12 protein-coding genes are annotated in these 12394 nt (G+C 71.0%); 8 read left to right on the forward strand and 4 right to left on the reverse strand.

Features of this window, described 5'->3' with window-relative positions:
* Positions 1-355: 355 nt before the first annotated feature.
* Positions 356-1396 (forward strand): DNA polymerase III subunit delta, encoded by a 1041-nt coding sequence (gene holA, locus HNO83_RS02950; protein WP_349627059.1) that lies wholly within the window; start codon positions 356-358, stop codon positions 1394-1396.
* A 286-nt stretch (positions 1397-1682) separates the two neighbouring features.
* On the opposite strand, the gene rpsT is transcribed toward holA, so the two are convergent.
* A complete protein-coding gene (rpsT, locus tag HNO83_RS02955; protein WP_064109082.1) occupies positions 1683-1943 on the reverse strand; it encodes a 30S ribosomal protein S20 in 261 nt (86 codons plus the stop codon).
* 166 nt (positions 1944-2109) lie between these two features.
* Positions 2110-2991 (reverse strand): NAD-dependent epimerase/dehydratase family protein, encoded by an 882-nt coding sequence (locus tag HNO83_RS02960; protein WP_175336039.1) that lies wholly within the window; start codon positions 2989-2991, stop codon positions 2110-2112.
* An 88-nt stretch (positions 2992-3079) separates the two neighbouring features.
* On the opposite strand from HNO83_RS02960, the gene HNO83_RS02965 reads away from it, so the two are divergent.
* From HNO83_RS02965 to hemW, 4 genes are all read left to right on the forward strand, one after another.
* Positions 3080-4300 (forward strand): amidohydrolase, encoded by a 1221-nt coding sequence (locus tag HNO83_RS02965; protein WP_175336040.1) that lies wholly within the window; start codon positions 3080-3082, stop codon positions 4298-4300.
* 99 nt (positions 4301-4399) lie between these two features.
* A complete protein-coding gene (lepA, locus tag HNO83_RS02970) occupies positions 4400-6250 on the forward strand; it encodes a translation elongation factor 4 (RefSeq protein ID WP_175336041.1) in 1851 nt (616 codons plus the stop codon).
* A gap of 63 nt (positions 6251-6313) precedes the next feature.
* Entirely contained in the window at positions 6314-6961 is a 648-nt protein-coding gene (locus HNO83_RS02975; protein ID WP_175336042.1) for a DUF1990 domain-containing protein, read from the forward strand.
* Positions 6961-8238, forward strand: coding sequence for a radical SAM family heme chaperone HemW (gene hemW / locus HNO83_RS02980; RefSeq protein WP_175336043.1), 1278 nt, complete (start codon positions 6961-6963; stop codon positions 8236-8238). Before HNO83_RS02975 ends, hemW begins: the two co-directional genes overlap by 1 nt.
* A 59-nt stretch (positions 8239-8297) precedes the next feature.
* Here hemW and HNO83_RS02985 read toward each other — a convergent pair whose 3' ends face one another.
* The gene (locus tag HNO83_RS02985) at positions 8298-8681 is read right to left on the reverse strand and encodes a DUF4870 domain-containing protein (RefSeq protein WP_115696963.1); all 384 of its coding nucleotides are present in this window, start codon (positions 8679-8681) and stop codon (positions 8298-8300) included.
* Between the two features lie 95 nt (positions 8682-8776).
* Positions 8777-9268 (reverse strand): magnetosome magnetite crystal formation protein family, encoded by a 492-nt coding sequence (locus tag HNO83_RS02990; RefSeq protein ID WP_175336044.1) that lies wholly within the window; start codon positions 9266-9268, stop codon positions 8777-8779.
* 158 nt (positions 9269-9426) lie between these two features.
* Here HNO83_RS02990 and hrcA point away from each other — a divergent pair, with 158 nt between their 5' ends.
* From hrcA to HNO83_RS03005, 3 genes are read left to right on the forward strand one after another with little or no spacing between them, the layout of a single operon-like run.
* On the forward strand, positions 9427-10449 hold the full coding sequence (gene hrcA / locus HNO83_RS02995; protein ID WP_175336045.1) for a heat-inducible transcriptional repressor HrcA: 1023 nt from the start codon (positions 9427-9429) through the stop codon (positions 10447-10449).
* 49 nt (positions 10450-10498) lie between these two features.
* Positions 10499-11611 carry a molecular chaperone DnaJ gene (dnaJ, locus tag HNO83_RS03000; RefSeq protein WP_175336046.1) on the forward strand — a complete coding sequence of 371 codons (1113 nt, stop codon included), beginning with the start codon at positions 10499-10501 and terminating at the stop codon, positions 11609-11611.
* 6 nt (positions 11612-11617) lie between these two features.
* Positions 11618-12346, forward strand: coding sequence for a 16S rRNA (uracil(1498)-N(3))-methyltransferase (locus tag HNO83_RS03005; protein ID WP_175336047.1), 729 nt, complete (start codon positions 11618-11620; stop codon positions 12344-12346).
* Positions 12347-12394: the final 48 nt, after the last annotated feature.

The following is a 12394-nucleotide window of genomic DNA, read 5'->3' on the forward strand; positions in this document are numbered from 1 at the left end:
TCCTGGGCGACCTCGACGAGACGGCACAGGATGCGCTGCTCGCGACGCGGACAGTCCACCGGGTCGATGTGGTGAAGGTCGGGCACCATGGCTCGGCCGATCAGAGTCCCGCGCTCTACGCCGCTCTGTCCGCCCAGGTAGGGCTGGTGTCGGTGGGGGAGAGGAACGGTTACGGCCACCCGACCCGCTCGGCGCTCCGGATGCTGTCGCAGGCGGGCACTGCCGTTGCACGGACGGACCAGCAGGGCCTCCTCCTCGTCTCCCCGGGGGAACACGGCGTCTCGGTGTGGAGCGAACGACCCGCGGCGACCAGTGTCGGTGGTCGCCCGTATCCTGGATACGGACGAGGAGGAACGTGGCGACCCGAGGCAACAGCAGAGGCGGAGCGAGCAAGGCGCGCACCGCCGCCAGCGCGATCCCGCAGGTTCCGTGGAACCAGGTGCGGTCCGCTCCCGTGGTCCTCGTCACCGGGTCGGAGGGGTTCCTCGCCGACCGCGCGGTCCGCACCCTGCGCGACGCGCTCAAGGCCGACGATCCGAGCCTCGAGATCAGCGACCTGCACGCGGGAGACTACGCGCCGGGCGAGCTGCTCACCCTCGCGAGCCCCTCCCTGTTCGGCGAGCCGCGGCTCATCCGGGTCGAGGCGGTGGAGAAGTGCAACGAGGCGTTCCTCGCCGACATGCTCGACTACCTCGAAGCCCCCGCCGACGGGACGGTGGTGACCCTCCGCCATGCGGGAGGTGTGCGCGGCAAGAAGCTGCTCGACGCCATCCGCTCCGGCAAGGGCGGCGCCATCGAGGTGGTCTGCGCCGAGCTGAAGAAGGACGCCGAGAAGTACGACTTCGCACAGGCGGAGTTCGCCGCGGCCGGCCGGAAGGTGACCCCCGGCGCGCTCCGGGCGATCACCTCGGCCTTCTCCGACGATCTCGCGGAGCTCGCGGCGGCGTGCCAGCAACTGCTCTCCGATTCGGCCGAGCAGATCACCGAGGCGACGGTCGACAAGTACTACGGCGGCCGGGTCGAGACGAACGCGTTCCAGGTGGCCGACGCCGCCATCGCCGGGCGGCACGGCGAGGCCCTCGTCACCATGCGTCACGCTCTGGCGTCCGGTGCGGACCCCGTGCCGATGGTCGCCGCCTTCGCCAGCAAGATTCGCACCATGGCGAAGATCTCCGGCGCACGCGGCGGCTCCGGCCAGCTGGCGCAGCAGTTCGGCCTCGCCCCCTGGCAGGTCGACCGTGCGCGCCGCGACCTCCAGGGCTGGACGGAGGACGGCCTCGGCCGCTGCATCGAGCTCCTCGCGGAGACCGACGCCAACGTGAAGGGCGGCGGCCGCGACCCGGTGTTCGCCCTCGAGCGCATGATCCGCATCGTCAGCGCCCGCGGCCGCGACTGAGCCGCCCCGCGCCTCCGTCGGCGCGACTGGTGCCGTTCGGAACGTCCGCCCCTGCTCGCCCCGCCGCATTCGTTCCGCGCTGCCGCAGTCGCGTCTTGATCCGGAACGTCTGCGGTGCAACGGAACGTCTGCGTCTGCTCGCCCCGCCGCATTCGTTCCGCCGCACCGCAGTCACGCACGCCGCGCCCACGCCGAACCCACCGCAGACGCAGCGAGCCCCCACCCGGACTCGGTCCGGACGGGGGCTCGCTCGCGGCGCGGGACAGGGCCCGCGGACGGTCGTCGCTCAGAGCGCGGCGACCTGCTTGGCGATAGCCGACTTGCGGTTCGCCGCCTGGTTCTTGTGGATGACGCCCTTGCTGGCCGCCTTGTCGATCTTCTTCGCGGCGAGACGCAGCGCCGCGGTCGCCTTCTCCTTGTCGCCGGCGACGACGGCCTCACGGGTGGCGCGGATGGCGGTCTTGAGCTCGCTCTTGACGGCCTTGTTGCGCTCCTGCGCCTTCTTGTTGGTGCGGTTGCGCTTGATCTGCGACTTGATGTTTGCCACGAGTGGTCACTTTCGTTTCGTGATGAGTTAGGGATGTGCCGCTCAGCGGAGAGGGCGCCTTGCGGCGTTTCGTGCGGACACATCCACACGCAAGCCAACAAACCACTTTACCAGCGGTGGCCGTGTCCCAGCAAAACCGGCATCCGACCGGGTCCGCCGGCGCAGGTCAGACCCGCGCGGGAGCGTAGGAACCGACGAGCAGCTCCTCCGTCAGAGCCGGGCCGTTCGGCTCCCAGCCGAGGTCGATCCGCGCCTTGGCCCCACCGGCCTGCTGGTCGAGCCGCAGCGCCTCGGTGAGACCCTCCCCGATCCGCGCGGCCGTCTCCTCGGCCGACTCCGCGACCACGCCGCCGGCGAGACCCGCCGCCTCCGCGGCGACCTCGCCGAGCTCCCGCACGGTCGGGTTGTGCCCGCTGGCGCCGATGTAGACCGAGCCGGCGGCTCCGTGCTCGAGGGCCAGAACGTAGAGGGCGGCGAGGTCGTCGACGTGGACTGTCGCCCAGTGCTGCGAGCCGTCGCCGATGAGGCGGAGCGCGGGGGCGGCGCCCTCGGTGCGCGGCGCCTCCACGATCAGGTTCGGCAGACCCTTGCCGTGTCCGTAGACGATCGACGGCACGACGACGGTCCCGCGCACGCCGTCCGCGCCCAGCACGAGCGCCTCGCCCGTCCCGCGCCAGGCGGTGAGCGCCGGCGGGGCGACGGGCGACTCCTCGGTGAGGTCGTCGCCGCTGCCGTAGGTCCAGATGCCGCCGGTGTGGACGAACGGCGCGCCCGACCCGGCGAGCCCCGCCAGCACGGCGGGCACGAGCACTGCGTCGACGTCCTTCGACGAGGCGAGGTGGATGACGCCGTCGCTCTCGCGCGCCGCCCGCTCCACCAGGGCGGCGTCGGCCGCGTCGCCCACGAGGGCCGTGGCGCCGGCCGACCGCACGGCGGCGGCCTTCTCGTCGTCGCGCACCAGCGCGGTCACGGTGTGTCCCTCGGCGAGGAGGCGGGGGAGGACGGAGGATCCGATGAAGCCGGTCGCGCCGGTCAGGAGGATGTTCATACTTCTCCACAACGCGCCGGCCCGCCGAGCATTCCACAGATCTGTTCCGCTCCGTTGCCGGCCGAACAGCCGCGCGTAGGCTCGAGCCATGACTTCCACCAGCTTCGCCATCGTCAACGGTTATGTCGTCCCGGTCTCCCAGGAGCCCATCGAGAACGGCGTCGTCCTCGTCCGGGACGGCGTCATCGAGGCGGTGGGCGGCATCGACGACGTGCAGGTGCCCGGCGATGTCACGGTCGTCGACGCCGCCGGCAAGTGGGTGCTGCCCGGCTTCATCGAGTCGCACGGCCACGTCGGCATCCACGAGGAGGCGAACGGCCCCGCGGGCGACGACACCAACGAGATGACGACGCCGAACACGGCGGCAGTCCGCGCGATCGACGCCATCAACATCGACGACGAGGGCTTCCGCGACGCGCTCTCCGGGGGCGTGACCTCCGTCGTCGTCAAGCCGGGGTCGGGCAACCCGATCGGCGGGCAGACCGTCGCCATCAAGACCTGGGGCGGCCGCACCATCGACGAGCAGGTCATCCGCGAGGCCGTCAGCGTGAAGTCGGCTCTCGGCGAGAACCCGAAGCGGGTCTACGGCGGCAAGAACCAGACGCCCAGCACGCGTCTCGGCGTCGCGATGATCATCCGGGAGGCCTTCGTCGCCGCCCAGAACTACCGCACCCAGCGGCATCACGCCCAGGTGGAGGGCAAGCCGTTCGACCGAGACCTGGCGAAGGAGACGCTGGTCCGGGTGCTCGAGGGCGAGCTCGCCTGGGACCAGCACACCCACCGCCACGACGACATCGCCACCGCGCTCCGGCTGGCCGACGAGTTCGGCTACCGCCTGGTCGTCAACCACGGCACCGAGGCGCACAAGATCGCCGACGTGCTCGCCGAGCGCGACATCCCGGTGATCTTCGGCCCGATGTTCACCTCCCGGTCGAAGGTCGAGCTCCGCGACCGCGCGATCGCCAACCTCGCCACCCTCGCGGCAGCGGGAGTCCGGGTCGCCATCACGACGGACCACCCCGTCGTGCCGATCAACTTTCTCGTCTACCAGGCCGCCCTCGCCGTGAAAGACGGCCTGCCCCGGCAGACCGCGTTGGAGGCGCTCACCGTGAACCCGGCGGCCTTCCTCCGCCTCGACGACCGCGTGGGCTCGCTGACCGCCGGGCTCGACGGCGACGTCGTCGTCTGGTCCGGAGACCCGCTCGATGTGAACTCGCGCGCCGAGCGCGTGTTCATCGGGGGTTCGGAGGTCTACCGCTGGGAGGACGGGGCCGCGCGCATCGTCGAGCGGTCCGAGCGCTTCGCCTGAGCCGAGCGCTTCGACTGAGCCGAGGGCTTCGACTGAGCCGAGGGCGGCCGGGGCAGGGTGCGCCCGGGCGACGAGCGTTCATGGGAGAATGGCCGGACGATGTCACCACGAGCTCTTCAGGCCCTCGAGCCCGCCGCGACCGACCCGGCCTTCCTCCGCAACTTCTGCATCATCGCGCACATCGACCACGGCAAGTCCACGCTGGCCGACCGCATGCTGCAGATCACCGGCGTGGTCTCCGATCGCGACATGCGGGCGCAGTACCTCGACCGCATGGACATCGAGCGCGAGCGCGGCATCACCATCAAGAGCCAGGCGGTCCGCATGCCGTGGCAGGTCGACGGTCAGACGTTCGCGCTCAACATGATCGACACCCCCGGCCACGTCGACTTCACCTACGAGGTCTCGCGGTCGCTCGCGGCGTGCGAGGGCGCCATCCTGCTGGTGGACGCGGCCCAGGGTATCGAGGCGCAGACGCTCGCCAACCTCTACCTGGCGCTCGAGAACGACCTCACCATCATCCCGGTCCTCAACAAGATCGACCTGCCCGCGGCCGACCCCGACAAGTACGCGGAAGAGCTGGCGAGCCTTATCGGCGGCCGCCCCGAGGACGTGCTGCGGGTGTCCGGCAAGACCGGCATGGGCGTCGAGGCGCTGCTCGACCGGGTCGTCGCCGAGATTCCGGCTCCGGTGGGCGTCGCCGACGCGCCCGCGCGCGCCATGATCTTCGACTCCGTCTACGACAGCTACCGCGGCGTCGTGACCTACGTCCGCATGGTGGACGGCAAGCTGCAGCCACGCGAGCGCATCCAGATGATGTCGACGCGCGCCACCCACGAGATCCTCGAGATCGGCGTCTCCTCGCCCGAGCCCACCCCGTCGAAGGGTCTCGGCGTCGGCGAGGTCGGCTACCTCATCACCGGCGTGAAGGACGTCCGCCAGTCGAAGGTCGGCGACACGATCACCACGGCCGCCAAGCCGGCCACCGAGGCCCTCCCCGGCTACACCGAGCCGAAGCCGATGGTCTTCTCCGGGCTCTACCCGATCGACGGAAGCGACTACCCGGAGCTGCGCGAGGCGCTCGACAAGCTCAAGCTGTCGGATGCGGCCCTCGTGTACGAGCCGGAGACCTCCGTCGCCCTCGGGTTCGGCTTCCGCTGCGGCTTCCTCGGCCTGCTGCACCTCGAGATCATCACCGAGCGGCTGTCCCGCGAGTTCGACCTCGACCTCATCACCACCGCGCCGAGCGTGATCTACGAGGTCACGACGGAGGACAAGAAGACCGTCACCGTCACCAACCCCAGCGAGTTCCCCGGCGGCAAGATCGAGAAGGTCGAGGAGCCGATCGTCAAGGCCGCCATCCTCGCGCCCAAGGACTACGTCGGCGTCATCATGGAGCTCTGCCAGAGCCGCCGCGGCTCGCTCCTCGGCATGGAGTACCTCGGCGAGGACCGCGTCGAGATCCGCTACACCATGCCGCTCGGCGAGATCGTCTTCGACTTCTTCGACCAGCTCAAGTCGAAGACCGCCGGGTACGCCTCCCTCGACTACGAGCCGTTCGGCGAGCAGGAGTCCGACCTGGTGAAGGTCGACATCCTGCTGCAGGGCGAGACGGTGGACGCGTTCAGCGCGATCGTGCACCGCGACAAGGCCTACGCCTACGGCACGATGATGGCGTCGCGCCTGCGCGAGCTCATCCCGCGCCAGCAGTTCGAGGTCCCGATCCAGGCCGCCATCGGCGCCCGCATCATCGCCCGCGAGAACATCCGCGCCATGCGCAAGGACGTCCTCGCCAAGTGCTACGGCGGCGACATCACCCGCAAGCGCAAGCTCCTCGAGAAGCAGAAGGAGGGCAAGAAGCGCATGAAGATGGTCGGCCGCGTCGAGGTCCCCCAGGAGGCCTTCATCGCCGCGCTCTCCGGCGACACCGAGAAGAAAGACAAGAAGTAGTCCCACGCCGGCATCCGGAACCGGCGTTTCGCGAACCCGTCGCCCATGACGGAAGATGAATACATGCGTCGCTCGACCTTCACCGACCAACCCGTCACCTACGGGGCGGTCGGCGGCACCCAGGCGGCCGACCTGCTGTACTACCCGCCGAAGGGCTACAAGCCGCTCGAGCGCAAGGTCCGGCTCGGCAGCGGCGACGAGCGCTTCGAAGCCGCGGCGACCGCGCTCATGGCCTGGGGCGTGCAGAAGGGGAGCGGCATCCTGGTCACCGACGTGCGGGAGGGCACCGGCGTCCAGTACGAGGGCGTCGAGTTCGGGCCCGACGGCACGCCGGTGCGGATGCGCGCCAACCGTCCGGAGGAGGACGTCTTCGCCGACGACGGCACGCCGTTCGTTCGCAACGGGATGACCGCCGTGCTGAAGATCCCGTTCGGGCCGTTCAAGGTGTCCGCGCCGATCCGCGTGGTCTACGTGGTCGACGAGCCGCACCGCCGCGGGTTCGCGTACGGGACGCTGCACGGGCACCCGGAGAGCGGCGAGGAGCTGTTCCTGGTCGAGCAGCGCGACGACGGGACGGTCTGGTTCGTCCTGCGCGCCCTCTCGCGACCGTCGAACGCGTTCTACCGGATCGTCTCCCCGGTCCTGTCGATGGTGCAGCGCCGCTACACGGCCCGCTACCTGCGCGCGCTCCACCCCGCGAGCTCCGCCTGATGCCGAGCATCCTGCCTGTCGGCGACCCGGCCCCGGCCGACGGGCTGCTGCCCGCGACCGCGGCCGAGGGCGCCGCCGAGCGCGACTTCGGCGTCTACCTGCACGTGCCGTTCTGCCGGGTGCGGTGCGGCTACTGCGACTTCAACACGTACACGGCCACCGAGCTGCGGGGCGTCTCCCAGTCCGACTACGCCGGGCATGCGGTCCGCGAGGTCGGGGTCGCGGCGGCGGCGCTCGACCGCAGCGGACTGCCGGCGCGTCCCGTGTCGACCGTGTTCTTCGGGGGAGGCACTCCGACGCTGCTCCCGCCCGGCGACCTGGCGGCGATGCTCGGGGCGGTCCGCGACGCCTGGGGGCTGGCCGACGGCGCCGAGGTGACGACCGAGGCGAACCCCGACTCGGTCGATGCCGACGACCTGCGGCGGCTCGCGGACGCGGGCTTCACCCGGGTCTCCTTCGGGATGCAGTCGGCCGTCCCGCACGTGCTCGAGACGCTGGAACGCACGCACGACCCCGCGCGCATCCCCCTGGTCGTCGGATGGGCGCGCGACGCGGGGCTGCAGGTGAGCCTCGACCTGATCTACGGGACGCCGGGGGAGTCGCTCGACGACTGGTCCCGCAGCCTCGACACGGCCCTTGCGTGCCGACCGGACCACCTGTCGGCGTACGCGCTCATCGTCGAGCCCGGTACCAAGCTCGCCCGGCAGATCCGGTCCGGTCAGGTGCCCGAGCCCGACGACGACCTTGAGGCCGACATGTACGAGCTGGCGGACGCCCGGCTCGCCGAGGCCGGCTACGACTGGTACGAGGTGAGCAACTGGGCGACCGACACCGCCCACCGCTCGCGCCACAACCTCGCGTACTGGCTCGGCCACGACTGGTGGGGCGTCGGCCCCGGCGCGCACAGCCACGTCGGCGGCGTGCGCTGGTGGAACGTGAAGCATCCCGCCGCCTACGCGCAGCGCGTGCTGGCGGGGGAGTCGCCCGCTGCCGGGCGGGAGACGCTCGACGCCGAGACGCGCCGTGTGGAGCGCGTGCTGCTGCTCAGCCGCATCCGCGACGGACTCCGGGTCGACGAGCTCGGGGACGCCGGCCGCCGCGAGGTTCCCGGCCTGATCGCCGACGGGCTGGTGGACGGGCGCGCCGCCCTGCGCGGCTCGATCGTGCTGACACAGCGCGGCCGGCTGCTCGCCGATGCGGTGGTGCGGCGGCTGCTGGCCGAGGACATCGCCCAGCCCGCAGGCTCGGCGCCGGTCGAGATCGCCCGGCGGACGTAAGAAACCGCCCCCGCGGATCTCGTCGATCCCCGGGGGCGGTTCAGGCCGAACGCGTCGGATCAGCTGACGAACTTGATCGCGATCGGGTAGGTGTAGAACTCGCCCTGGTTGGCCTTCACGGCGGCGATGATGCTGAACACGATGTTCAGCACCCAGGCGGCCAGGATGATGAAGATGCCGACGACGACGATCGACAGGATGCCGCCGACGACGTAGGCGATGAAGATCGTGATCTGGAAGTTCAGCGCGGTCGCCGAGTGGGCGCGCACGAACGGACCGCGGTCCTTCAGCACCAGGTACCCGATGAGGGCGGGGATCCAGTTGAACAGGATGCCCCCGATCTGGATCAGGGTGGCCCAGAGCTTCTCGTCGGCGGGGCTCAGCTGCTGCGCTCCGCCACCGTAGGGCTGCTGCGGCGGCGGGGGCGGGGGTGTCGCGGACATCGTTCTGTTCTCCTCTGTGCAATGGCAGGGGTGGACGTGGTCGACCCCAGCCTAGGGCTCCGGCCCCGAAACTGAAAAGAGCCTGAGTGCGGCGGCTACTTGATGAACCGGAAGTTCACCGGGTAGCGGTAGGTGCCTCCGCCGTTCACCCGCACGAAGCCGAGGATCGAGAACACGAGGTTGACGATGTACAGCGCCCATGGGATGAGCAGGCCGAACAGCAGGTAGCCGACACCGTAGGTGAAGCTCCCGATGATGATCCCGATCACCTGCGACGCAACCCACGCGAGGATCCAGGTGATCTGCCAGTTGAGGGCCTCCTTGGCCTCCTGGTCGGTCAGCCGGCCGCGGTCCTTGAACACGAGCCAGATGATGAGGGAGGGGAGGAACCACAGGATGCCGCCGAGGTGGGCGAAGGCCGCCCACTGCTTGTCCTGCGCGGCGTCGAGCGGGGCGCCGGCGGCGGAGGGGGCGTAGGGCTGCTGGGGGCCGCCGGCGGGCTGGGCGTAGGGCTGCTGCGGGGGCACGGCTCCCGGCTGCGGCGGGACCCCGGCGTCGGGGTCGTTCGGCTGGTTCGGGTCTGACATCTGCGGAACCCTTTCATGATCGGCTGCGGCGCTGCCGAGCCGGTGCACATACGGTACTGCGGCCGTGTCACAGCCAGCAATCATCCGGCGCGCGTTTCTGCGCGGTAGGATTGGCACTCAGGAACCACGAGTGCTAAATCGGTCGACGGGAGGCGGAGATGGTCTCGGAACGCAGCCTGGAGGTGCTGCGCGTCATCGTGCAGGACTACGTCGCGTCGCGGGAGCCGGTCGGCTCCAAGAGCATCGTCGAGCGGCACTCCTTCGGGGTGTCGGCGGCGACCATCCGCAACGACATGGCGCTGCTGGAGGAGGAGGAGCTGATCGCGGCTCCGCACACCTCGTCCGGCCGCGTTCCCACCGACAAGGGCTACCGGCTCTTCGTCGACCACCTGGCCGAGGTGCGGCCGCTCAGCTCCGCGCAGCGGACGGCGATCGAGACCTTCCTCGGAGCGTCCGCCGACTTCGACGACGTGCTGTCGCGCACGGTCCGGCTGCTGTCGCAGCTGACCAACCAGGTCGCGCTGGTGCAGTACCCGTCGGTGGCGCGCTCGCGCATCCGGCACATCGAGCTCGTGTCCTTGGCCCCGCGGCGGCTGCTCAGCGTCATGATCACCGACTCGGGCGCCGTCGAGCAGCGCGTGATCGAGCCGGCGACCGAGCTGACCGATGAGGATGTGGCCGAGATCCGCGGAGCGATCAACGGCGCCGCGGCGGGCCTGACGCTCGGCGAGGCGACCGCGCGGCTCAAGGAGCTGCCGGATGCCCTGACCGAGCGCACGCGCGCGCTCGTGGAGCCGGTCGCCAGCGCCCTCCTCGACCAGATCGCCGCCAACCGGCAGGAGAAGCTGGTGATGGCGGGCGCGGCCAACCTGGTGCGAACCGAGCTCGACTTCCCCGGCACCATCACCCCGGTGCTGGAGGCGATCGAGGAGCAGGTGGTGCTCCTGCGCCTGTTCGACGAGATGGCGACCGACCAGCACGGCGTCGCCGTCAGCATCGGGCGCGAGAACGCCGGCTTCGGGCTGACGGAAGCATCCGTCCTCTCCAGCGGTTACAGTGCCGCGGGGTCGGATGTCGCCCGCGTGGGCCTGCTCGGCCCGCTCCGCATGGACTACTCGGGCAACATGGCGGCCGTCCGGGCCGTCGCCCGCTACCTCTCCCGGCTGCTCGGCGACCAGTAGGCCGCCGGAAGCCCAGAACAGCGAACGATCAAGGTAAGGAACAGCCCACGTGGCCGACCACTATGAAGTCCTCGGCGTCGAGCGCGACGCCAGCCCCGACGAGATCAAGAAGGCGTACCGCCGGCTCGCGCGCGAGCTGCACCCGGACGTGAACCCGAGCGCCGAGGCGCAGGAGCGGTTCAAGCTGGTGACGCACGCCTACGACGTGCTCAGCGACCCGCAGCAGCGCCAGCAGTACGACCTCGGGGGCTCCGGCGGGTTCGGCGGGGGCGGGAGCGCCGACTTCGCCGGCTTCAGCGACATCTTCGAGACGTTCTTCGGCGGGGGTGGCGGCCAGGGCCGCGGCCCGCGCTCCCGGCGCGAGCGGGGCCAGGACGCCCTGCTTCGGGTGGAGGTCGACCTCGACGAGGTCGTCTTCGGCACCCACCGCGACCTGGAGGTCGACACGGCGGTCGTCTGCGAGACCTGCAACGGCTCCTGCTGCCAGCCGGGCACCCACCCGGTGACGTGCGACATCTGCCACGGCACCGGCAGCATCCAGCGCTCGGTGCGTTCGCTGCTCGGCAACGTGATGACCTCGAGCCCCTGCGGCACCTGCCGCGGCTACGGCACCGTCATCGCGACTCCGTGCGTCACGTGCCAGGGCCAGGGCCGCGTGCGGGCGCGCCGCACCGTGCCGGTCGACATCCCCGCCGGTGTCGACACGGGCCTCCGCCTCCAGATGCCGGGCAGCGGCGAGGCCGGCCCCGCGGGCGGTCCGAACGGCGACCTGTACCTCGAGATCAAGGTCAAGCACCACGAGGTGTTCAGCCGCGACGGCGACGACCTGCTCTGCACGCTGGAGCTGTCGATGACGGATGCGATCCTGGGCACCACCGCGACGGTGAAGGCGCTCGACGGCGACATCCGTCTGGAGCTGAAGCCCGGGACGCAGTCCGCCGACATCGTCACGGTGAAGGACCGCGGCATCACGCACCTGCGCGGCTCCGGCCGGGGCGACCTGCGGGTCGGCATCCAGGTGGTCACCCCCACGAAGCTCGACCACAAGGAGAAGGAGCTGATCAAGAAGTTCGCGGCGACCCACAAGCCGCAGGAGCCGTCGCTCGCGCGGTTCCAGCAGGGTCTGTTCGCGAAGCTGCGCGACCGCTTCCTCCACCTGTAGCCGGCGATGGCGTCCCTCTACCTGCGCGAGGACCTCGAGGATGTCGAGGTCGGCGCCCGCCTGTCGCTCACCGGAGCCGAGGCCAAGCACGCGGCGACGGTGAACCGCACGCGGCCGGGGGAGTCGGTGCTGATCGGCAACGGCCGCGGCCTCGTCGCCTCCGGCGAGGTCATCGAGGCGACGAACGCCGAGCTGACGATCGACGTGGAGGCCGTCTCGCGCGTCGAGCGCCCTGCCCCGACGATCACGCTCGTGCAGGCGCTGGCGAAGGGCGACCGCGACGAGCTCGCGGTGCAGGCGGCCACGGAGCTCGGCGTGGACGCGGTGGTGCCGTGGGCGGCCTCCCGCTCGGTCTCCCGCTGGGAGGGCGCGAAGGTGGCGAAGGGCCGCGAGCGCTGGGCGGCGATCGTGCGCGAGGCCGCCAAGCAGTCCATCCGCGCGTGGACGCCGGAGGTGCGCGAGCTCGCGACGACCAAGCAGGTCGCCGCGCTGACCGCGGGCGCCCGGGTGCTCGTGCTCGAGCCGGACGCAGAGCGCCCGCTGACCGCGATCGCGCCGGACGGCCGCGACCTGGTGCTCGTCGTCGGCCCGGAGGGCGGCATCGCGCCGCAGGAGCTGGACGCGTTCCGCGCGGCCGGCGCGGAGCTGGTGCGCCTCGGCGCGACGGTGCTCCGCACCTCCACCGCCGGCCCTGCCGCCCTCGCCGTGCTGAACGCCGCCCTCGGCCTCTGGTAGGGCCGGGGCGAGCTTCACGCCGAGAGCGGACAGCCCGGGCCGTTGTCA

The sequence above is a fragment of the Leifsonia sp. C5G2 genome (genome assembly GCF_013359685.1).
GTDB lineage: Bacteria > Actinomycetota > Actinomycetes > Actinomycetales > Microbacteriaceae > Leifsonia.

What these genes read in the sequence shown, in the direction of transcription:
- HNO83_RS02960 (WP_175336039.1), bottom strand. Translation starts at nt 2,991, where the DNA reads ATGAACATCCTCCTGACCGGCGCGACCGGCTTCATCGGATCCTCCGTC.
- HNO83_RS02965 (WP_175336040.1), top strand. Translation starts at nt 3,080, where the DNA reads ATGACTTCCACCAGCTTCGCCATCGTCAACGGTTATGTCGTCCCGGTC.
- lepA (WP_175336041.1), top strand. Translation starts at nt 4,400, where the DNA reads ATGTCACCACGAGCTCTTCAGGCCCTCGAGCCCGCCGCGACCGACCCG.
- HNO83_RS02975 (WP_175336042.1), top strand. Translation starts at nt 6,314, where the DNA reads ATGCGTCGCTCGACCTTCACCGACCAACCCGTCACCTACGGGGCGGTC.
- hemW (WP_175336043.1), top strand. Translation starts at nt 6,961, where the DNA reads ATGCCGAGCATCCTGCCTGTCGGCGACCCGGCCCCGGCCGACGGGCTG.
- HNO83_RS02985 (WP_115696963.1), bottom strand. Translation starts at nt 8,681, where the DNA reads ATGTCCGCGACACCCCCGCCCCCGCCGCCGCAGCAGCCCTACGGTGGC.
- HNO83_RS02990 (WP_175336044.1), bottom strand. Translation starts at nt 9,268, where the DNA reads ATGTCAGACCCGAACCAGCCGAACGACCCCGACGCCGGGGTCCCGCCG.
- hrcA (WP_175336045.1), top strand. Translation starts at nt 9,427, where the DNA reads ATGGTCTCGGAACGCAGCCTGGAGGTGCTGCGCGTCATCGTGCAGGAC.
- HNO83_RS03005 (WP_175336047.1), top strand. Translation starts at nt 11,618, where the DNA reads ATGGCGTCCCTCTACCTGCGCGAGGACCTCGAGGATGTCGAGGTCGGC.